Genomic DNA, 21,847 nt, shown 5'->3' with positions numbered 1-21,847 from the left:
CCGCAACGGCGGGTATCGATCCACAAGAGAAAGAAGCAGGACCGTGACCAGCTGTGCTCCGGCTGCTCTCCTGCGCCGGTGGCCCGGGCTGGCCGGGACGTGGTTCGCCGATGAGCTTCACAGGCATGACTGATCGCTCACCTGCCCCGCTCACCGGTGACCTGCCGGCTGCCGACTTCCGGGCCGCGGCCCATGCCGCCGTCGACTGGATTGCCGACTACCTCGAGAATCCCGCGGCCAATCCGGTACGCAGCCGCGTGCAACCCGGTGATGTGCGCAACGCCCTGCCCGCCTCGCCGCCGATACATGGCGAGCCGCTGGAGGCGATGCTGAGCGATTTTCACTCGACGATCCTGCCGGGCATCACGCACTGGAATCACCCGGGTTTCTTTGCCTACTTCGCCAACTCGGCGTCGTATCCGGGCATTCTGGGTGAACTGCTCACGGCCGGCCTCAATGTGAACGGCATGCTGTGGATCACGAGCCCCGCCGTGACGGAGCTCGAGGAACTCACGCTCGACTGGCTTAGGCAGTTGCTGGGCCTCGCCGAGGGCTGGACCGGGCAGATCACCGACACGGCGAGTGTGAGCACGTTCTACGCACTCGCTGCCGCCCGCGAGCGCGCCGGTCTCGACGTGCGCACCAAGGGGCTTTCTGCGCGCGCCGATGTGCCGCGCCTGCGGGTGTACTGCAGCGAACATGCGCACTCGTCCATCGACAAGGCGGTCATGGCGCTTGGGCTGGGCCATGAGAACTGCGTGAAGATCGCGGTGGACGAACAGTTCCGCATGCGCCCCGATGCGCTCGAAGCCGCGCTGGCGGCTGATGTCGCCGCCGGCTATCGGCCCATCGCCGTGGTGCCGTGTGTGGGCACCACCAGTATCACCAGTATCGACCCGGTGCCGGAGGTGGTGCGCATCGCCCGCCGCTACAACTGCTGGGTGCATGTGGACGCGGCCTACGGCGGTGTGGCCGCCATTGTGCCCGAGCTGCGCTATCTGTTGGACGGTGTGGACGGCGCCGATTCGCTGGTAGTGAATCCGCATAAGTGGCTGTTCACGCCCATGGACTGCTCGGTGCTGTTCACGCGCGACCCGGCCACGCTGCGGCAGGCATTTGCGCTGCTGCCCGAGTACCTCGTGACGCGCACGCCCAACGAGACCACCAACCTGATGGACTACGGCATTCAGCTTGGCCGCCGCTTTCGCGCGCTCAAGCTGTGGATGGTGATGCGTGCCTACGGGGCCGAAGGACTCGCGGAGCGCATCCGGCACCACTGTGAACTGGCGCGCGACTTTGCCGGCATGGTGCACTTCGAGGGAGGCTGGGAGATCACCGCGCCGGTGACACTGTCATTGGTGTGCTTCCGCTATGCGCCCGATGGGGCGGATGAAGACACCATTGCATCGCTCAACGCCGCGATCATGGAACGTGTGAACACCCGCGGTCATGTGTATCTCTCGCACACCAAGCTCGATGGGCGCTACACACTGCGCCTGGCCATCGGCAACATCCGCACTGACCGAGAACACGTGGAGCTGGCGTGGCGTGAACTGCGTGAGGCCGCGCGTCAGTAGTTGCCGCTCAGCCCAACCCGTCCAGCACACTCCGCACCTGCTCACGGTCCAGCGGCTTGGTGAGAAACGCACGAATACCATCGCGCTGCGCATCATCGAGCTGATAGTGCTCGCTGTACCCTGAACACAGGACCACCGGCAGGTCAGGGCGAATACTGCGTACCGCGCGCGCCAACGCATCACCGGTCATGCCCGGCATGGTCTGGTCGGTGAGCACTACATCGAAGGCCATCGGGTTGCGCACGACGATCTGCAGTGCTTCCTCGGGATCGGACTCGGTGATGACCTCATGCCCGATGGACGTGAGCAGGCGGGTGATCGCGCGCGCCACGGCGGGTTCGTCGTCCACCACCAGCACACGCCGTGCGCGTGGTGCCGCCGACCGATCAGGTACCGGTGCCTGCACCGGCCGTGGCTCCTTGCTCGAGTCGAGCATGGGCACCCACACCTCCACCGTCGTGCCGCGGTGCAACTGGCTGCGCACCTGCACATGCCCGCCGTGCGATTGCACGATGCCCAGCGTGACAGCCATGCCAAGCCCCGTGCCATCGCCCTGTGGCTTGGTGGTGAAGAACGGCTCGAAGACACGCGCGAGTGCGTCTTCGCTCATACCCGAGCCGTTGTCCCGCACCGTGAGATGCGCCCACTTGCCGGGCGCAACCTGCAGCGCCGCGGCCTGGTCTTCGGTCACATGCTCGGTGTTGAGCCAGATCTCGAGCTGCGCATCCCGCACACCACGCAACGCATATTCGGCGTTGGCGCAGAGATTGAGCACCACCTGCTGGAATTGCGACGCATCACCCTCGAGCTCACAACACTCGTCCGCCAGCTGCACATCCAGCTCGAGTGTGGACGGCTTGGACGCTACGAAGAAGCGCACGGCCTCACCCACCACGTCCGCGAGCCGGAAGCGTTCACGGACCGCTTCCCGCATGCGACTGAACGTGAGAATGCGGTGCACCAGATCACGCGCACGCGTAGCCGCGGCCATCACATCGGCATTCGCCTCGCGCGCCGCCCGCTCGGTGAGCGTGCCATCCACGCTCTCGGCCGAATGCAAGATGACCGTGAGCAGATTGTTGAAGTCGTGTGCAATGCCACCGGCCAAGCGGCCCAGCGCTTCCATGCGCTCACCCTGCCGCAGGCGCTGCTCGTTGAGCCTCACCTCGGTGATGTCCTGCAGCACCCCCAGCGTGGTCGTCGGGCGACCCTGCGGATCACGCGACAACACCAGCGAGCGCTGCACCAGCCAGCGCCAGCCGCCAGTACGATGCAGGATGCGATATTCGATCGAACGCACCTCCGGATCCATCGAGTCATCCCAGCTGCTCGTATAGGCCGCGAGCGCGGGGAGGTCCTCGGGATGCACGAGGCGCATCCAGAGTTCGGCGCCGAGTTCCATGATGTCGGCGACGGTGTATCCCACCACCCGCTCGCACGATGGCGTCACGAACGTCATGCGCCGTTCGGCCAGATCGAAGGTGTACACGACATCCGGAATGGCCTGCATGATACGGTCGATGAACCGTCGGCTTTCGATCGCATCCCGCAGCGTACTCTCGGCCGCCATCGTGCGCGGATCATGCGATCGACCAATCAACAGGGCGGCTAGCCGGGCTACATCTTCCATCAACCGCAGTTCGTGCTCAGACGGCGTGCCCACACGATCGCGATAGATCGCAAATGTGCCCACCACCGTCGCGTCCAGCGTCAGTATGGGCATAGACCAGCACGACCGCAGCCCGAACCCCTCGGCAATGTGCGCAAAGCGCGTCCAAGTGGGCGCGGTGCTGATATCCGCGCTGATCACCACCTGGCGGATAGCCGCGGCGCGCCCGCAGGACCCCAGCTCGCTATCGATGGGGAAGTGCCGGGTGATCTCGACGTACGCAGCGGGCAGGGATGGTGCCGACGCCGGCTCGAGTACGTGGGCAACCGGGTCCACCAGCAGGATGCTACACCGGGCCCCGGGCAGCAGCGCCTCCACGCCAATGCAGATGGCGTCGAGTGACCCTTCGAACGACGATGCTGCCGCTACCCCCGCAAGGAGGGCGCGCAGATCACTATCGGGTACTCCCGATGTCGATGTCATCGTGTGTCAGCGCGTGATCCGAGGGGAGGGGAGTCGGTTCGCGACGGGAATCGGCGCGCGCAGCCTTCCGCTCGCGCCGCTTCCGCTGCCAGCGCACAAACGCAAGGATCGCGACCGTGAGCAGCACCGCACCAACCAGCTCACCGGCCTGTCCAATATGGCCCATGGCCTGCACCGCCGCTTCACCAGCCGCATATCCCACCGCCGTGAAGAAGCTCGTCCACACTACAGATCCGAGCAGGGAAACCGGCAGGTAGATGTACAGCGGCACCCCCGCGGCCCCACAGGCCATGGGTAGCACGATACGAAGACCGAAGGCAAACCGCACAAAAAACGATGCCTTCAGTGGATTGTTGCGGACCACCCGTAGGGCGACGGTGCCCGTGCTGCGGGCCTTGGGGAAGCGGCGCCGGATGGCGTCCCACTTGAGGCGGCCCAGCGCATACAGCAGGATGGTGGCCGCCCAACCGCCGACAGTGATCGCGAAGATCACGCGACCGACATGCAGCTGACCCTCGTGCGCGGCAATGCCCCCGAAGATCGGACCGAGTTCCTCGGTGACAATCGCGGTAACGCCGAGGACCCAATAGGTCCACGGGCCATCGGACAGGGCGGTCAGCCAGCTACCGGCAACCAACAGGGCGGGTAAGAACCACAAGCGCATAACGATCAGAATGTAAACCCGTCACCATGCGCGAAGTTCGCGGCGGGACGGCACGCACAGCTCCGTCCCAGTGCACACAAAGCAGTCCGGAAAACAGAAAGGGGGCAGCTCCCGATCCGCCGGGAACGCCCCCTTCCGTTTCTCATTCGACGTCAGTCACCCACGCCCGAGACCGGCGCTTCGAACGCGCGGAACTGGCCAGTGTGCGGAGGCGTGAGCCCCACGCGACGCAGGGCACCGGTGCGCATGTTGTCGAAGATCTCGTAGAACGTCGGGATGACCAGCAGCGTGAGCACGGTACTGGTGATCACGCCGCCGATGACGGCCACACCGAGGGGAGCGCGGAACTGTGCGCCTTCGCCGCGGCCGAGCGCCACCGGGATCATACCGGCGATCAGGGCGAACGTGGTCATGAGGATGGGACGCAAGCGAATTGCACCCGCCTCGATGAGCGCCTCACGCAGCGGCATGCCACTGCGTTCACGCGCCCACTTCGCAAAGTCGATGAGCAGAATGGCGTTCTTGGCCACGATGCCGCACAACAGGATCACGCCGATGAGGCTCATCAGGTTGATCGTATTGCCCGTGATCGCCAGCGCACCCATGACACCAATCAGGGAGAGCGGCAGCGAGATCAGGATGGCAATCGGGTCGAGGAACGAGCCGAACTGCACCACCAGGATCATGTACATCAGCGCCACGGCCACGCCGAGCGCGATGAAGATGCTGGAGAAGACTTCGTTCTGCTGCTCGACCTGTCCACCGCTCGAGAACGTCACGCCCGGCGGCAACGAGATGTCCTTCGTCTTCCGGGTGAGATCGTCCATGACTTCGGTGAGCGAGCGACCGGCCACGTTCGCCTGCACCTTGATCACGTTGTCGCGATTGAGGTGGTTGACGATCGCCGGACCGAGGTCGGTGCGGATGCGCGCCACCTGCTGCAGGGGAATGAGCGTGGAGCCAGTGCCCTGTCCCACAGCGATCGGCAGCTGCGCCAGGTCGGTACCACGCGCGCGGGCTTCCGGCGAGAGACGCACCATGACCTTGCGTGTTTCGTTGGTGGGGTCGACCCAGTCACCGGCGTCGAGACCCGCAAACGCCGGGCGAATGGCCTGCGCCACCTGCCCCACGCTGATACCCATCGCACCGGCGAGCCCACGATCGATCTGCACCGTGAGTTCGGGCTTCTGACCCTTGGTGCTCAGCCCCACGTCGACGGCACCACGCACGCTCTTGAGCGCCGCGAGGTACTGATCGGCCACCTGCTGCAGTGCGTCCTTGTTCTGGCCGCGCAGTTCGAGCGAGATCTGCTTCTCCTGACCTGCGAAGTCGTTGGTGAACACAGACACCGTGGCACCACCGATCTGCTCCACATCCTTGCGGACCGCAGCGCCGAGCGTTTCGGCATCACGCTGCCCCTTGGCCAGACGATCGGCCTTTTTGTAGAGCTTGAGATAGATGCTGCCCACATCGACCGCGCCACTCGCGCCGCCCGCCGTGACGAACGAGTACGCCACCTCGGGATAACGCGACGTATCGGCCGTGATGGCCAGCGTCTCGTTCACCTTCTGGCGCAGGTAGTCGAGATTCGCGCCCGGCGGTGACTCCACGTTGATCATCAACTCGGCATTGTCTTCGAGCGGGAAGAAGCTGCCACCCACCAGACCCATCGCGGGCATGGCCAGTGCGAAGACGAACGACGACACAGCCAGCAGCACCATGCTCTTCGGGTGATCGAGCGCCCAACCCACGAGGCGGCGATAGCCCGATGCCAGTCCGTTGAACCAGTGATTGAACTTGTCGAGCTGCTTGGTGAGCCAGCTCTTCTGATGCTCCTCGAGATGCGGGTCCGGCCAGTAGGCCGAAAGCATCGGGTCGAGCGAGAACGACACGAACAGCGACACGAGCACCGAACATGCGATGGTCAACGCAAACGGCTTGAACCACTGACCGGCTTCACCTTCGAGGAACGCGATCGGCACGAACACGGCCACGATGGAGAACGTGGTGGCCGCGACGGCGAGACCGATTTCATCGGTGCCTTCGCGTGCCGCCGTGTAGTGATCCTTACCCATTTCCACGTGTCGCACGATGTTCTCGCGCACCACAATGGCATCGTCGATGAGGATACCGATCGCCAGTGACAGGCCGAGCAGCGACATCGTGTTGAGGGTGAAGCCGAAGCCCCACACCGCCACGAACGACGCCATCACGGACACCGGCAGCGCCAGGCCGGTGATGACCGTCGAGCGCCACGAGTTGAGGAACAGGAACACCACGAGCACCGTGAGGGCCGCGCCTTCGATGAGCGCTTCCACCACGTTGTCCACGGAGTGCGTGACCCGCTCGCCCTTGTCCTTCACGACTTCGAACTGCACGCCCTGCGGCAGGGTGGGACGCAGCGACTCCACCTTCTTGAGGATGGCCGCGGCCACCGTGGTCGTGCTGTAGCCCTTGGTCTTCTTGATCTCGAGGCCCACTGCGTCTCGGCCGTTGAAGAGCGCCATGGTGCGCTGTTCTTCGATGCCGTCGGCCGCGGTGGCCACATCGCCGAGTCGCACGATGCGGCCGTTGCGCTCGGACACCACCAGCTGCATGAAATCCTGCGGGTTGTTCAGGCGGCCCTGCAAACGAATGGTGCGCTCGTCGAGGGCGCCGTTGAGGCGACCCACGGGCACGGCGAGGTTGCCGGCCTGCAGCGCACCCACCACCTGCGGCACACTCACACCCGCCGCCAGCAGACGCTGCGGATCGAGGTTCACGGTGAGCTCACGCTTCACCGCACCCGTGATGGCCACGTCGGCCACACCGGGAATGGCGCGCAGTTCACGCGTGATGCCGGGGTCGGCGAGCAGCGTGAGCTGTGCCGGTGTGATCGTGTTCGACCAGAGCGACAGCGTCATGATCGGCGCGTCGGTCGGGTTGAACTTGCGCAGGATCGGCTCCTCGATTTCCTGAGGCAGATCCTGTCGCTTGGTGCTGATGGCGTCGCGGATGTCCTGCGTCGCTTCCTGCAGATCCTTCGAGAACACGAACTGCGTGACGATCTGGGCGTAGCCGTCGCGGGCTTCACCGTTGATCGACTTCACGCCGGCGATGGACTGAATCGCCTCTTCGATCGGTTCGAGGACTTCGCGCTCCACCTGCTCTGGCGAGGCACCGGGATACACCACCGTGGTCAACACCACGGGCGGCTGGACTTCGGGGAATTCGTCGGTCTGCAACTGCGACATCGCGACGAGTCCGAAGCCCACCAGTGCCAACATCGCCACAACCGTCAATAGCGGGCGCTTGATGGCAAAATCTGAAATGACCATGCGGTCCTCAGGGCTTGTTGGTCTTTGCGACGGTATCGCTGGGAGCCGTGGCACGCGTGCCGGCATCGCGCGCCGAGGCATCCCGCGGCATCGACACGGCGACGGCCGTGCCTACCGAGATGCCGCGTGCCGTACCGAGCAACACCGTGTCACCGCCGGCGATGCCGGTCGTGATCTCGAACACTTCTGCAGCTTCATCGCGCACACCAAGCTGCACACTCACCTTCTCCACCTTGCCGCCGCGCAGGCGCATCACGCTGGGCGTGATGCCGGTCTGATCGACCGCCATCTCCGGCACGAGCACACCCACACGCTTCTCGGCCGCCACACGTCCTTCAACGAACAGGCCAGCCACCAGAGCATTGGCGCTGTTCGGCACCGTGGCGAGAATGCTCACCTGCTTGGTCTGCGGATTGACCATCGGGCTCACTCGCGTGATGCGGCCTTCGAGCATGCGATCGGCACCGTTCACCTTGAACGACACCGGCGCGCCTACCCGCACTTCACCAAGCGCACTGGCCGGCACCGAGGCTTCCACCCGCAGGCTGCGCGGATCGATGACGGTGAACAACGCCGAGCCAGGCGACACGATGTCGCCCGGGCTCACGCTCTTCTCAGCCACCACACCCGCGAACGGCGCGCGGATGGTGGCGTTCGACAGATTCTTCTCAGCGCTGGAGAGACGCGCCTTGGCATCAGCCAACTGGGCCTGCGCTGCCAGGTTCGCACGCTCCGCACTTTCGACGTCACGCTCGGCAATGGCGCCGGCTGCGACCAGGGTCTTGGAGCGCTGCAGTTCACGCGCCGCCTGCTCGGCCGCGATGTTTGCCTGCGCCACACCCGACCGCGCGGAGATCGCGAGGTCGCGCACGGTGCCCTCATCGATACGGGCCATCACGGTGCCTTCACTCACACGCTGACCGGCATCCACCAGCGTCTGCAACACCGCGCCGGAGAGCTCGGCGCGGATGCGCGCTTCGCGATCGGCGATGAGCATACCGGAGATGGACGGTCCGCTGCGCAACGTGTCTTCACGGGCAACAGCAATGTTCTCGGCGCCGATCGCCTGCGGTGCACCCACCGCAGTATCGGGGGCCGCCTCGGGCGACTTGCCACACGCCGTCATGGCAGCCGACAACGCCACGATCGAGAGACTCAGGATTGGCGCCACACGGCGCGAAGGGGTCATCATCGGTTGGTACCGGTATTCGGGGTCATCGCCTGCGGCGCGCCGGCCGAAGCCTGCGCCAGCGGCAGATAGGGGAGAAGTTCAAGACGCTTGCGAGCGACCTGCAGATCGCGTGCGGCGCGCGCGCGATTGGCCAACGCCTGCTGCAACTGCACCCGCGTCTCCGACAGCTCGAGCTGCGTGGAGATACCCTCGCGGAAGCGGACTTCCGCGATGTCGTAGGCTCGCTGCGCCTGCTCGGCCGTGCCCACACTGGCGAGCCAGGTTGCTTCGGCTTCGGTGAGCTGCAACGCCGCCTGACGTGATTCGAGCGTGGCGCCTTCCTCAGCCAACTTGAGACGTTGACGCGCTTCGATCACACCGGCTTCGGCGGCGGCGATTTCACCGCGCACCCGACCGCCACTGAAGATCGGATAGGAAATGCCAAGTCCGACCGTCCAGTTGGGGAAGAAGTCGGCGAGACTCTTCGGCAACACATTCTGCGGGTAGGCGAGACGCTGATAGTTAGTCGTCGCGGACAACTGCGGCAGTCGCTGCGCCTTGGTGGCCTTGAGCTGCTGCTGTGCGACTTCCACACCCTTGACCGCCTGTCGCACCGATGCGCGGCTGCGAGCCGTGGTGTCACTCGCACTGACCACGCGGGCGACGTTGCCCTGCACCGCGGGATCTACGACGAGCACATCGGCCGGCGCCACGTTGACCGTGGTGATCGGACCGGTGGACGGCGCCGGCGTGGCCGATGCCGCCAACGGTGCCTCGGCGATGCTGTCGGTGAGCGTCAGGGGCTGGTCGGCGGGGAAGTCGAGCAGCTGACGCAGCCGCACATACGCCAGTTCACGCGACGTACGCGACTGCAACCATGCGGGACGCTGGTTGTCGCGTGTCACGCGTGCACGAATGGCCTCGAACTCCGACGCCGAGCCCACCGACTGCGTGAGCTGCACCTGACGCAGCGTGCGCTCGGACTGAACCAGCGTCGACTCGGCGATGGTGACCAGGCGGTCGCTGAGCACCGCGTCGTAGTAGGCCTGCGTGACATCGAGCTGCACCTGTGCCTGCGCACTGGTGATGCCGATTTCCGCCGATTCGCGCGCGAGACGCGCCGCCCGGATGTTCGCCGACGCGCGTCCGCCCGTGTAGAGCGGCTGCGAGGCGGTGAGCCCGAACGTGACGTTGTACTCGGACGCGAAGATGCGGGTGATGGGGTTGTCTGCGCTGGACGAATCGCTGCCGCCACCAGTACCGCCGCCGCTGCCACCGAGTCGTTCGGTGATGGCCGCGAACTGGTTCTGCAGCTGCTTCTGCCAGTTGAGAGTGGTGGCAACCTGCGGAAGGAGCGCCGAGCGCGCCTGGGTCTGCTGACCACGAGCGCGCTGTTCACCGGCCTTCGCGAGCGCGACTTGCTCGCTGGTGCCGGCGGCACGTTGGAGGGCTTCCGTGAGGGAGAGGGGGCGAGGCGTTCCCGCTTGCTGCGCCTGTGCCGTGTACGGCACGAGCATCAGCAGCGCGAGCAACGTCGTCGTTGCCGGAAGTGCGCTGCGCATCGCAGTCGCACGAAGAAAAGACATCATTCGGAAACAGAGGTGAAGGTCGAATGGCGTTCGACCGTACGGGCGGTCGGCGTCTCGGGTTCCGACCGGACGCCGATACCGCGGAGAAAGATCCGCACATACCCGCGCAGGCTCTCTTCCACCGGCAGCGAAAACATCGCCGGCATGAGATCCCGGTTCATCGCATCGGCGAACAGCGCCCCCATCAGCATCGTCACGGCCGCACGCACTTCGGCCGGTGTGACATCGCCCGACTCGGGAATCCATCCATGGCGTCGGAGCTGCACGACGTACTCACGCAGCTGCGCCGCCGCTGCGCTGGGGCCATGCGAAGCGCAGCCGGCGACATCCGGCCGCTCCTCCGCATCACTCATCATCTGCCGCACGATGGACCGCATCGTGCTGAGTTTCTCGTGCTGACTCACAGCCCACTGCAGCAGATCGTTTTCGGGGTCCTTCGGTGTCCTCGGCATGGACGGGCTGCTGTCGCGCCGAGCGCACAGCTGCATCATCTGGTCGAGCAACGCGTGCTTGGAGCCGAACTGACGAAAGAGCGTCACTTCATTGACGCCCGCTTCATCGGCGATGCGTCGGGTGGTGGCCCCTCGCCAGCCGTGCTGCGCGTACACGCGTGCGGCGGCTTCGATGATCCGGTTTCGGTGATCGTCAATCATCGGCGTACTTAATTGCAAGCAGTTGCTTGCCGCAAGTAGGTACTTGCAGTCACCGATGAGGCGGGGACGAACCTTTCGGTGACGGGCTGTACCAACCCGTTGGAGCTTTTGTCACACGCTCCCTATAGTAGGAAGTCCCCGTCTTTCTTTCCCGGCACCCGGATTCCCGTGAACGGATTCGCCGAGTTGGCCCAGGCAGCCGCGGCTGCGAAGGCCGTGCGTCCCGATGTCGCCCTTGCCTTGGCCACGCTGGTGGACGTGGAAGGGTCGTCGTACCGGCAGCCCGGTGCCCGCCTGCTGGTGGACACCGAAGGCCGGGTGCTGGCGGGCGCAGTGAGCGGCGGATGCCTGGAGGCCGATGTGGCGGCTCGCGCGGGGGATGTGTGGGCCACGGGTCGCGCCACCAAACTCACATATGACCTGCGCACGGACCTCGAGACCATCTGGGGATTCGGCGCCATGTGCGATGGCGTGGCCCACATCCAGCTTCAGCCACTACATGACGGTGCGTGGCTCGAATCCGCGGAGTTGATTCGATCAAGTCGTCATGGAGGCGCCATGGTGACGCTAGTGCGAATCGATGGTTCTGGTGGCGCAAGCGTGCTGGTGGACGGCAATGCGGAGTCAGGCCACGCGCCAACCATCCGACACATCGGAGACGGCACACTGTCCGGCGACGAGGAGCAGGCGATCGCCGATCTGGTTCGCAGCGCCGACCGAACGGGACTACCGTTTGCCCACGAGCTGCCCAGCGGGATGGGAACAGCGTTTGTGGAGCCGCTGCTGGCGCCGATCGCCCTCCATATCGTGGGTGCCGGGCGCGGGGCGGAGCTGTTCGCCCGGATTGCCAGCACCATGGGGTGGACGGTCTCCGTATTGGATCACCGCCCCGCGCTGCTGGAGAGCCTGACTCTCCCGGCCGGGGTGACGCGTCGCGGCGTATCGGCAGTGGACGGTCCTCGCGGGGCGCTGGAATCCCTCCCCCACGATTCGCGCACCGCGGTGGCGCTGCTGACGCACATCTTCGATGTGGACGTGGCGTGGCTCAAGGCGGCACTGCCACTCCCCCTGTCCTATGTCGGCGTCCTGGGCTCCCGCACCCGCGGCAGTCAATTGATGGAGCGCGCCGAGAGCGAACTACAGGAATCGGGGCTCGAACCAACCGCCCGCATGCGCCGCAAGCTCCACGCTCCCATAGGGTTGGATCTTGGCGGCGAAGACCCGGCCTCCATCGCCTTGGCCGCCATCGCCGAGATCGAGGCGGTGATGCACGCCAGACCAGGCGGATTTTTGCGGGAGCGCCAGAGTCCGATCCACACACGCTCCCCAAGCCCACGCCTGCTCAACCAGCATTCGGCGCCCGAGAAGCAGGAACCGGCGTGAGCGCCACACCGTCGCGGGGCACGGTGGCCGGCGTGTTGCTGGCGGCCGGCGCGTCCCGTCGGCTCGGGTCTCCCAAGCAGCTTCTACGCGACGCCCTCGACGAAACCCTGGTGCACCGCAGCGCCCGCACCTTGCTCGAGGCGGGATGTTCACCGGTGGTGGTGGTGGTGGGCGCGCAGGCCGACGCGGTCGCTGCCGAGGTAGAGGACTTGCCGGTACAGGTAGCGTTCAATGCCCTGTGGGAGAGTGGCATGGGCAGCAGCGTCGCGACCGGCGCTCGTTTTCTGAGCGAACGGTCTCCCGCTACGACCGGCCTGCTGGTCGCGGCCTGCGACATGCCGGGCATCGCCACGCCGCACTTGCGATCCTTGATCGTGGCTTCCGAACAAGGCACAATCAGGTCAGCATCAGCCTATCAAGGCGGCAATGATCCACAAAGTGTCGGCATTCCGGCTGTTTTCCCAAGGACAGACTGGGCGCTGCTGGAAGCTCTCGAGGGAGACCAAGGCGCACGCAGTCTTCTGCGACAGGAACCGCCCGCAACGGTACCACTCACCAGCGGTAGATTCGACCTCGACACGCCGGAGGACGTTCAGCGCTGGCGTGCAAACGACAGCGGCCCGTCAGCGGACGACGATTAACTCCACGTCGCCGCCAACGGACCGCTGATTCTTTGCTGAACGCGACCTGACCGTTCAGCCGTTCGGGGGCAGCTGCATATCCGCACCCAGTCGGGGATCGGGGCGCGATTCATTGAGCGAGAGCGAGTCGAGCTCCTCACCGCCACGGCGCATGCGTGGCGGGATGCCAGGGCCCATCTGACCACGGTTCGGTGGGCCAAACTGCTGGCGCATGCCGGGGCCCTGAGGGCGACCCATGGGCTGCCGCATCCGCGCACCGGGTCCGAAGTCCCGCCCACGCGCACCAGGCGCGAAGCCACGACCAGCGCCCGGGCCGAACCCGCGGCCCTGCGCCACCATGCGCTGCCGGTCACCACGCATCGCCCGCATGTTATCGAGCTTGCCCTTCTGATCCGCAGTCAATACCGCACGGGCGTCCTGACGCAGCTTGAGCTGTGCCACTGCCCGATCGGTGCGGACCTTGTTCATTCGATCCATGGCAGCACGCGCGGCAGAGAGGTTGCCCTCACCCTGCATCGCGTCCATCAGGTCGGCGCGTGCGCGCAGTTCGTCCGCGGGGTTGCGACGTGGGACGTTTGCGTTCTGCAGTGCTTCGAGACGCTTCACCTGATCGTCAGTCAGTGCGAGCTGATTGCGCAGTCGCAACAGACCAGAGGCCGGACTGCCACCGCCCGCGAGCCGTTCACGGTCACCAGCGCGTCGCTCACGGGGACGCTCACCACGCGCATCTGGCCCTGGCGCGTTCGGTGCCGCAGCATTGGGTGCACCACCGGGTGTTCCCGGCGGTGCTGCAGGCGGCGTACGACGTGCGCGAGCCTGGCCCTGCGCCTGCGCCATCCCTGCAAGGGACACGCTCACGATGGCGGCGGCCGCCACGAGCAACGAACGAGAGTAACGCATGTTGTCCTCGTCTATGTGAAAGGTGCACGGTCGCCATGTGCGGCAGCGACAACTGCCCAAGCGCCCGCTTCATGGAATTGGACGGCGCGCGCACCCCGGTGTTAAACCGGCTCCACCAACACCGATCGGCCAACGCCGGCTTGGCCAACACCCGCTTCACCTGCTGCGTCAACAGTAGACGTTCCCCGATCCGTGCTGCACTGTGAGGCAGCAGGCAGAAATAGTTGCCCGCTTCAGGGCACGCCTGAGTGCCCTGTGGTGTCCAACTGCACGTCCGCTGTGCCCGCCGCGTAGTCGTCTCCTCCCGCCCTGAGATCGCTGGTCGCCCTGTGGGATCCTGGATCGACGCTGTCAGCACACTGCTGTTCAAGTATCCGCCGCGGGCCTTTGCTCGCGGCGATCTCGTCGTGGCGCCTGTCGTCCCCATCATGGTGCTGCTGGCCGCGGCCCTGCTGCTCGTGGGCATCGTCGTCGTCACGCACTATTCACTGCGCACGCTGCGCGGTCGTGATCGCGCACTGCTCGCGACGTTGCGTGTGCTGGTCGTACTGCTCGTCATCGGCTGCCTGCTGCGTCCCGGACTGGTGATCGCATCGGCCGTTCCGCAGCGCAATGTGTTCGCGGTGTTGTATGACGACTCACGCAGCATGCGCATTCATGATGTCGATGGTGCCGTTGCCAGCGCAGCCGGTGGCGCGGCGACCCGTCTCGACGCGATGCAAGGCGTGTTCTCCGACACCAGCGCGCTGATGCGCACACTGGGCGAAAAGTTCGCGCTGCGGCGTTTTCGCTTTTCGGCCGCTGCCGCACCCGTGCGCAGCAGCGGTGAAGTACTGGCCGGCGGTACGCGTTCCGATCTCGCGCAAGCGCTCGACGATGTGCGCGAGGATTTGAACGGCATGCCACTGGCGGGTGTGGTGGTGGTGTCCGATGGCGCCGACAATGGCGACGGCGCGCTCGATGATGCGCTGTTGGCCCTGCGGGCGCGGCGTGTTCCTGTCTATACCGTCGGCGTGGGTCGCGAACGCTTCGAACGCGACATCGCCATCGAACGCGTGGATGCACCGCGCCGCACACTCGCCGGCGCAAGCAGCGTGGTGGAGATCGACGTGCGCCTGCGCGGCACGGGCAAGGATCCGGTGACGGTGACGGTCGAAGCCGACGGTCGTGTGGTCGCCACCGAATCGGTGCGCCCACCCGCACGTGGTGACCTGGCCACGTTGCAGGTGCGTGTGCCACCGCTCGATCCGGGTGTGCACCGTCTTGCCGTACGTGCGCGCCCACTCGCGTCGGAAATCGTCACCGAGAACAACGAGTGGCAGACCAGCATGGCGGTACGTGCCGGTCCCGATCGTGTGCTGTACCTCGAAGGAGAACCCCGCCCCGAGTTTGCGTTCCTGCGCCGGGCCGTGGCCGACGACAGCGCGCTCATGGTCGTGGGACTCATGCGCAGCGCGGAGCGCAAGTTCCTGCGCCTCGGTGTGCGAGACAGCCTCGAACTGCTCGGCGGCTTCCCCACCACGCGCGAAGAACTCTATCAGTATCGCGCGATCATTCTGGGCAGCATCGAGGCGTCATTCTTCACGCCGGAACAGCTGCGCATGCTGGCCGACTTTGTGAGTGTGCGCGGCGGCGGTCTGATGGTACTTGGCGGCCGGGCGTCGTTGTCCGAAGGTGGCTATGCGGGCACCCCCATCGCCGACGTGCTGCCGCTCACGCTCACCCGCGGTGAAGTGAACGCCGAAGGTCCGGCCATTCCGGTGATGATCCGCCCCACACGCGCTGGTGAAGGACATTCCGCGCTGCAGCTGGGGACTTCGCTGGCCGCCTCACGCACGCGGTGGGACTCACTGCCCGCACTCACGATGGTCAATCGCCTCGGCACGTTGCGCGCGGGCGCCACGCAGTTGCTCGCCGGTCGTACCGATGATGGCCGCAGTGACGTGCCGGTGCTGGCGTACCAGCGCTACGGTCGCGGCATGAGCGCGGTGCTCGGCGTGCAGGACACCTGGCTGTGGCGCATGGATGCGTCCATTCCGGTGGAAGACATGACGCACCACACGCTGTGGCGTCAGATAGTGCGCTGGATTGTCGAAGACGCGCCGGCGCCGTTCGAGATCATGGCCTCGCCCTCCCGCGTCGCACCGGGTGAGCCGGTGTTGCTGCGCGCACAGGTGAACACGCCGTTGTACGCCGATGTGAATGATGCCGGTGTGTCGGCCACGATCACCGGCCCCGATGGTGCGGTGCAGACGGTGCCACTCGAATGGTCGCTGCGTGATGACGGCAGCTATTCCGCACGATTCACGCCCACGGACACCGGCCGCTACGCCATCGAAGCCACCGCGCAGCGCCCCGGCGCAGGTCGCGACTCGGTGCAGCTCACGCAGGCCACGGTTTTGGTGGACGAACGTGGCGCCGATGTGGCCCAGGCCGAGCTGCGTTCGGCGCTGCTGCGTCGCATCGCCGATGAAACCGGCGGCAAGTACTACCCGCTCAACAACGCATCGCAGCTCGCAGAAGACGCGGTGTATACCGATGCGGGCGTGACCGTCCGCGAAGCCAAGGACCTGTGGGATATGCCGGCGGTGTTGCTGCTGCTCGCGCTGCTGCTTGGCGCCGAGTGGGGCTATCGTCGGTGGCGAGGGCTGGCCTGATGCGTCGCTGGCATCACTTCCTTCTGGCAGGTGCGACGGGTGTTGCGCTGACGATGCCGGTGTCGACGGTGGCAGCGCAGCGCACCCATGTGCTCATCGTGGCGGGCCTGTCGGGCGCACCCAACTTCAAGACCGCATTCACCCAGGCCATCGCGACCACACGCAGCACGGCGCGCGAACGGTGGGCGGTGTCCGACTCGAGCTTCATCGCCCTCACCGAAGACTCGCTGCCCAGTGCGGCGTCGCAGGGGCAGTCCACCAAGGCCAATATCGCGGCGGCGTTCCTGCGCCTCTCGAAGCGCGTCAGCGCGGGCGATGTGGTGTTGGTCATGCTGCTGGGGCACGGCAGCGGCGAAGGTCCGGGTTCGAAGGTAAACCTGCCGGGTCCCGATGCAACGGCCACCGAGTATGCGTCGTGGATCGCGCCATTCGCACAGCAGCAGGTGGTGTTCGTGAATGCTGCCACTGGCAGCGGTGACTTCGTGCCCGTGATGTCCAAGACCGGACGCGTCGTGATCACCGCCACGCGCACCGCCATGGAACGCAACGAATCAGAATTCCTCGGCGTGTTCACCAAGGCACTGAGCAGCGAGGAGGCTGATGCCGACAAGGACGGTCGTCTCTCAGTACTCGAAGCGTTCCGCTACGCGCGGGCGGAAGTGGCCAAGTCCTACGAGCGCACGAACCGCCTGCTGACCGAGCACGCGGTCCTCAGTGATTCCATCATCGCCGGTCGTATCACGTTCGCTGGCAAGGCCACCGCTGCCAACCCGCGTGTCGCCGCTCTCATCGCCGAGCGACAGGTGCTCGAGTCGCAGGTTGCGGCTTTGCGTGCGCGAAAGGCCAGCATGGCCGCTGATGCGTACGATGCGGAACTGGAACGGTTGCTGCTTTCGATCGCCGAGAAGACGCAGGCCATCAAGGCGGCCGGGGGTGACAAGTGAGTCATCCCGCCTTGCGTGCCGGCGCGCATTTCACCAGCGCGCTGACCGGGCTCATGGCCGCCGCCTCGCTGGCCTGTGCCCAGGATCAGGCTGGCGCGCGCGCGCTGCCCGATCGATGGAGCAGCGAAGTGATTGCCGCTGAGGCCTCTCTGGAGCGTGGCAATCGTGCCGATGCCGTTGCACGCGCGCGACGCGTGACCGCAGCCTATCAGCAGGATGGCGGGCGCAACACGGCCGAACATACATCGGCGGGACGCGCGTATGCGCTGCTGGGTGTTGGCGATGCGGAGGCGGTGCGGGCCGCACTGCGCGCCTTCGATCGCGCCGTCTCGATGGATTCGAGCAATCTGGAGGCGGTGCGCCGCACCGGTGCGCTGTTCCTCGAGAAGTACAATGCGCCGGAAGCGCGCGCGTCGTACGAGCTGGCTCTCAAGCGTGCGCCCAACGATGCCGAGGCGTTGCTCGGGCTCGCACGCGTGGAAGAGTTCGAGGGCAAGGGCACGCCGATGGCCACCGCGCGGCGCAGCCTCACAGCCGATCCGCGACGCGCCGAAACGCTGGCCTACATCGCACGCTTGCAGCTCGATGCCGAGGCGTTCGATTCGGCGCGAGGTTATGCCGAGCGGGCCGTGGCAGCCGACAGCACCGAGCAAGCCAGCTGGAACGTGCTAGGCGCCATTGCCTGGATCACCGGCGATTCCACCGGCTATCGGCGCGCGCTGCGAGCGGCCACGACGCTGCAGCCGGCGACTTCCGCATTTCATCTGGCACTCGCCGAGGCAGCCATTCGGCAGCGGCGCTACGCAGAAGCGGTGCAACTGGCGCAGCAGGCAACACACGAAGACTCGCTGTCGGTCGCGGCATTCGGCGTACTGGGCACCACACAACTGCGCATCGGGCAGATGCAGGCGGGACGTGCATCCGTGGAACGCGCGTTTGCGCTCGATCCGTTCAATGTCTGGCACAAAAACACGCTGGATCTGCTGGACAAGATGCAGACGTTCCGCACGGTGAAGCAGGGACGATTCGAGGTGGTAGCGCCCGAGGATGAAGCCGATCTGCTGTCCTTGTACATCGTGCCGTTGCTCGAGCGGGCCTTTGATTCGCTGTCCGTACGATATGGGTACACACCGCCGACACCTGTGCGCTTGGAGTTCTTCCGCCAGCATGCGGATTTTTCTGTGCGCACCGTCGGCCTCAACGGCCTCGGTGCACTGGGTGTGAGCTTTGGCAGCTTGCTGGCAATGGACGCGCCGAACGCCCGCGATCGCGGCACGTTCAACTGGGGCAGCACGGCGTGGCATGAACTGACGCATGCGTTCACGCTGGGGGCGAGTGCGCACCGCGTGCCACGCTGGCTGTCGGAAGGATTGTCGGTGCTGGAGGAGCGACGCGCAGCTCCTGGCTGGGGCGCGCGCGCCTCATTGCCCTGGTTGGTGGCCATGAACACCGGTCAGGTGCGCCGCATCAGTGAGCTCAACGACGGCTTCCTGCGTCCACGCACGCCGATGGAAACGCAGAACAGCTACTTCCAGGCGTCGATGTTCAGCGAGTGGGTGGAGCTGACCAAGGGTGCGAAGGCACTGCCGGCGTTGCTCGTTGCCTATCGCGACGGACTCGACACACCAGCGGCTTTTCGCAAGGTGCTGGCGCTGTCTCCCGAACAGGTCGATACACAGTTCGACGCATGGGTGCGGCAACGGTTCGCCAAGGACCTCGCGGCGGCGCAGGGCATGACACCCACCGATTCCACCGGCGGGCGGTTCATGCGCGTCATGCGCACCGCCGTTGGCATGATCGAGTCACGCCCTGACTCTGCGCGCAAACTGTTTGAGGAAGCTCGTGGCCTGATGCCGGAGTATGCGGGCGACGATGGTCCGGCGTGGTATCTCGCCCGTATCGCGCTCTCGCAGCGAGACACCACCACGGCGCTGGCCATGCTGCAGGTGGTGACTGGTCGGGACGAAACCGCATGGGACGCCAACCAGCTCGAGGCCGCATTGCGGGAAGCACGCGGCGATCGCGTCGGTGCGATGGGCGCGCTCGAGCGGCTGGTGTGGATCTGGCCTTACGACGCACCGGTGCATGTGCGCTATGCACAGGTGGCCACTGCGGCCGGCCAGCATGCGCTGGCTGTGCGCGAACGTCGGGCCGTGATCGCCAACAAGCCCGCCGACTTGCTCGACGCGCGTTACGAGCTGGCGCGTGCGCTGGCGGCGGCCGGTCAGGTGGCCGAGGCACGGCGCGAGTTGCTGCAGGTCCTGGAAGAAGCGCCAAGCTTCGAGAAGGCACAGGCATTGCTGCTGGAGCTGCGTCAGCGCGGTGGAGGTGCCACGCGATGATACGGGTGGGTCTCTCCGGTGGGATGTGGTCGCGGTGTGCGCTCATGCTGGGGTTTGCATGGAGTGCATTGACCGTGTCGCCTGCTGCGCTCGAGGCCCAGGGGCGCCGTGGACGCCAGCCAGAGTTCGCCGAGAACGTGCCGTACGATGGGCGCCTGACGTTCGTGCGCATCAAGTACACGATGCCGGACTTTGGCGGCTTCCGCGGACGTGACCTGCCGTGGAGCCACGACTATCCGCGTGGCGAACGGCACTTCACCAAGATCGTCAGCGAGATCACCTCGGCGCGCGTGCGCACGGCCGAGAGCAACATCATCACGCTGGACGACCCGCAGCTCGGCAAGTACCCGATCGCCTACATGGCCGAAGCCGGGTTCTGGGTGCCGAACGATGCAGAGACGCTGGGCATGCGGCGGTACCTGTCGAAGGGCGGGTTCATGGTGTTCGACGATTTCGCCGGCGATGCCTGGCGGAACTTCGAAGCGCAGATGCGAAAGGTGCTGCCCGACCTGCGCCCCATCGAGCTCACGGTGGACCATCCGATCTTCGATTCGTTCTATCGCATCAAGAGCCTCGACTACTACCACCCGTACTATCGGATGAAGTCGGTGTTCTACGGCTACTTCGAGGGCAATGACCCGAAGAAGCGCATGCTCGCGATCGTGAACTACAACAACGACCTGTCGGAGTACTGGGAGTTTTCCGACCAGGGGATGTTTCCGCTGGACATGTCGAACGAATCGTACAAGCTGGGCGTGAACTACATCGTCTACGCCCTCACTCGCTGACCACTTCCCTCCCCTGTCGAGGATTCGCGTGACTGCACCATCCGCTGCTGGAGCCACCGTCGCTGAATTCGACCGTCTCGATGACGCGGCACTTGCCGATCGCCTGCAGGGCGCCGGCCAACGCATCGCCGCCGAGTTGCGGAAGGTGATCGTGGGTCAGGATGTCGTGGTGGAGCAGGCGCTCATTGCCCTGTTCGCCGGCGGCAACTGCCTGCTGGTGGGTGTGCCGGGTCTCGCCAAGACGTTGCTCATCTCCACGCTGGCCCGTGCGCTCGACCTGCAGTTCTCGCGCATTCAGTTCACGCCCGACCTCATGCCCAGCGACGTGACGGGCACCGACGTGATCCAGGACGATCCCAACACGGGGCATCGGCGGCTCGCCTTCATGCCCGGTCCGGTGTTCGCCAACGTGCTGCTGGCTGACGAAATCAATCGCACGCCGCCCAAGACACAGGCCGCCCTGCTCGAGGCCATGCAGGAACGTCGCGTGACGGTACAAGGGCGTACGTATGAACTCGACAAGCCGTTCTTCGTATTCGCCACGCAGAATCCCATCGAACTCGAAGGCACGTATCCGTTGCCGGAAGCGCAGCTCGACCGCTTCATGCTGGAAGTGATGCTGGACTACCTGCCGGAAGAGGACGAAGTGGCGGTGGTGAAGGCGACCACCGCGCTGCCTCCAGAGGCCGTGCGTCCGGTGGTGACCAAGGAAGAGATCCTGGCGTACCAGCGCGTGGTGCGTCGCCTGCCCATTGCCGATGCGGTGACGCGGTATGCCGTGTCGCTGGTGCGCGCGACACGCCCCACCAACGGCATGGTGTCGGAGTTCGTGAAGCAGTACGTGAGCTACGGCGCGTCGGTGCGTGCGGCGCAGGCGCTGGTGCTGGGCGCCAAGGCGCGGGCCCTGCTGCAGGGGCGCGCGAGCGCGAGCTTCGACGACGTGCGTGCGCTGGCCCGTCCGGTGCTGCGTCATCGTGTGTTGATCAACTTCCAGGCGCAGTCGGAGAAGGTGACCACCGACCAGCTCGTGGCGCGTCTCATCGAGAGCGTGCCGTTGCCCAAGTCTTCCCTGTAACGGTCGCCACGTGCCCGTCGCTCCCGCCGCCTTTCTCGACCCGTCGCTGCTCGC

At 65.7% G+C, this 21,847-nt stretch carries 15 protein-coding genes; 8 read left to right on the top strand and 7 right to left on the bottom strand.

The genetic code is table 11. The annotated features are described in order from the left end of the window. Positions 1–125 precede the first annotated feature (125 nt). Positions 126–1,577: a pyridoxal phosphate-dependent decarboxylase family protein gene (locus VGE27_RS14380; protein WP_331050359.1), complete on the top strand. Its 1,452-nt coding sequence runs from the start codon at positions 126–128 to the stop codon at positions 1,575–1,577. 7 nt (positions 1,578–1,584) lie between these two features. Here the strand turns inward: VGE27_RS14380 and VGE27_RS14375 are convergent, their stop codons facing one another. From VGE27_RS14375 to VGE27_RS14350, 6 genes are all read right to left on the bottom strand, one after another. Next, on the bottom strand, positions 1,585–3,669 hold the full coding sequence (locus VGE27_RS14375; protein WP_331050358.1) for an ATP-binding protein: 2,085 nt from the start codon (positions 3,667–3,669) through the stop codon (positions 1,585–1,587). Beyond that, positions 3,641–4,333: a DedA family protein gene (locus VGE27_RS14370; RefSeq protein WP_331050357.1), complete on the bottom strand. Its 693-nt coding sequence runs from the start codon at positions 4,331–4,333 to the stop codon at positions 3,641–3,643. Before VGE27_RS14370 ends, VGE27_RS14375 begins: the two co-directional genes overlap by 29 nt. 152 nt (positions 4,334–4,485) lie before the next feature. Continuing rightward, positions 4,486–7,650, bottom strand: coding sequence for an efflux RND transporter permease subunit (locus tag VGE27_RS14365; RefSeq protein ID WP_331050356.1), 3,165 nt, complete (start codon positions 7,648–7,650; stop codon positions 4,486–4,488). 7 nt (positions 7,651–7,657) lie between these two features. Continuing rightward, complete coding sequence (locus VGE27_RS14360; RefSeq protein ID WP_331050355.1) at positions 7,658–8,842, bottom strand: efflux RND transporter periplasmic adaptor subunit; 1,185 nt, start codon at positions 8,840–8,842, stop codon at positions 7,658–7,660. Next, entirely contained in the window at positions 8,839–10,383 is a 1,545-nt protein-coding gene (locus VGE27_RS14355) for a TolC family protein (protein ID WP_331050354.1), read from the bottom strand. The genes VGE27_RS14360 and VGE27_RS14355 overlap by 4 nt, the downstream gene beginning before the upstream one ends. Positions 10,384–10,406: 23 nt before the next feature. Continuing rightward, positions 10,407–11,063: a helix-turn-helix domain-containing protein gene (locus VGE27_RS14350; protein ID WP_331050353.1), complete on the bottom strand. Its 657-nt coding sequence runs from the start codon at positions 11,061–11,063 to the stop codon at positions 10,407–10,409. Positions 11,064–11,231: 168 nt separating this feature from the next. Here VGE27_RS14350 and VGE27_RS14345 point away from each other — a divergent pair, with 168 nt between their 5' ends. Both VGE27_RS14345 and VGE27_RS14340 read left to right on the top strand, forming a co-directional pair. After that, positions 11,232–12,446: an XdhC family protein gene (locus VGE27_RS14345; RefSeq protein ID WP_331050352.1), complete on the top strand. Its 1,215-nt coding sequence runs from the start codon at positions 11,232–11,234 to the stop codon at positions 12,444–12,446. Further along, on the top strand, positions 12,443–13,087 hold the full coding sequence (locus VGE27_RS14340; protein WP_331050351.1) for a nucleotidyltransferase family protein: 645 nt from the start codon (positions 12,443–12,445) through the stop codon (positions 13,085–13,087). The genes VGE27_RS14345 and VGE27_RS14340 overlap by 4 nt, the downstream gene beginning before the upstream one ends. A 54-nt stretch (positions 13,088–13,141) precedes the next feature. Here the strand turns inward: VGE27_RS14340 and VGE27_RS14335 are convergent, their stop codons facing one another. After that, positions 13,142–13,987 (bottom strand): Spy/CpxP family protein refolding chaperone, encoded by an 846-nt coding sequence (locus tag VGE27_RS14335; RefSeq protein ID WP_331050350.1) that lies wholly within the window; start codon positions 13,985–13,987, stop codon positions 13,142–13,144. Positions 13,988–14,316: 329 nt separating this feature from the next. Here VGE27_RS14335 and VGE27_RS14330 point away from each other — a divergent pair, with 329 nt between their 5' ends. The 5 genes from VGE27_RS14330 (at position 14,317) to VGE27_RS14310 (ending at position 21,793) form a co-directional block, all read left to right on the top strand. Next, positions 14,317–16,644 carry a hypothetical protein gene (locus VGE27_RS14330; protein ID WP_331050349.1) on the top strand — a complete coding sequence of 776 codons (2,328 nt, stop codon included), beginning with the start codon at positions 14,317–14,319 and terminating at the stop codon, positions 16,642–16,644. Beyond that, a complete protein-coding gene (locus tag VGE27_RS14325; RefSeq protein ID WP_331050348.1) occupies positions 16,644–17,588 on the top strand; it encodes a hypothetical protein in 945 nt (314 codons plus the stop codon). Before VGE27_RS14330 ends, VGE27_RS14325 begins: the two co-directional genes overlap by 1 nt. Further along, a complete protein-coding gene (locus tag VGE27_RS14320; RefSeq protein ID WP_331050347.1) occupies positions 17,585–19,930 on the top strand; it encodes a tetratricopeptide repeat protein in 2,346 nt (781 codons plus the stop codon). The genes VGE27_RS14325 and VGE27_RS14320 overlap by 4 nt, the downstream gene beginning before the upstream one ends. A 74-nt stretch (positions 19,931–20,004) precedes the next feature. Continuing rightward, on the top strand, positions 20,005–20,718 hold the full coding sequence (locus VGE27_RS14315; protein ID WP_331050346.1) for a DUF4159 domain-containing protein: 714 nt from the start codon (positions 20,005–20,007) through the stop codon (positions 20,716–20,718). A gap of 28 nt (positions 20,719–20,746) precedes the next feature. Then, a complete protein-coding gene (locus VGE27_RS14310; RefSeq protein ID WP_331050345.1) occupies positions 20,747–21,793 on the top strand; it encodes a MoxR family ATPase in 1,047 nt (348 codons plus the stop codon). Positions 21,794–21,847 lie beyond the last annotated feature (54 nt).

Origin of the sequence: Gemmatimonas sp. (genome assembly GCF_036405635.1) — a bacterium.
Classification (GTDB): domain Bacteria; phylum Gemmatimonadota; class Gemmatimonadetes; order Gemmatimonadales; family Gemmatimonadaceae; genus Gemmatimonas.
Note: the sequence above shows the minus strand (reverse complement) of the source record. Positions and strands in the feature narration are given on the sequence as shown.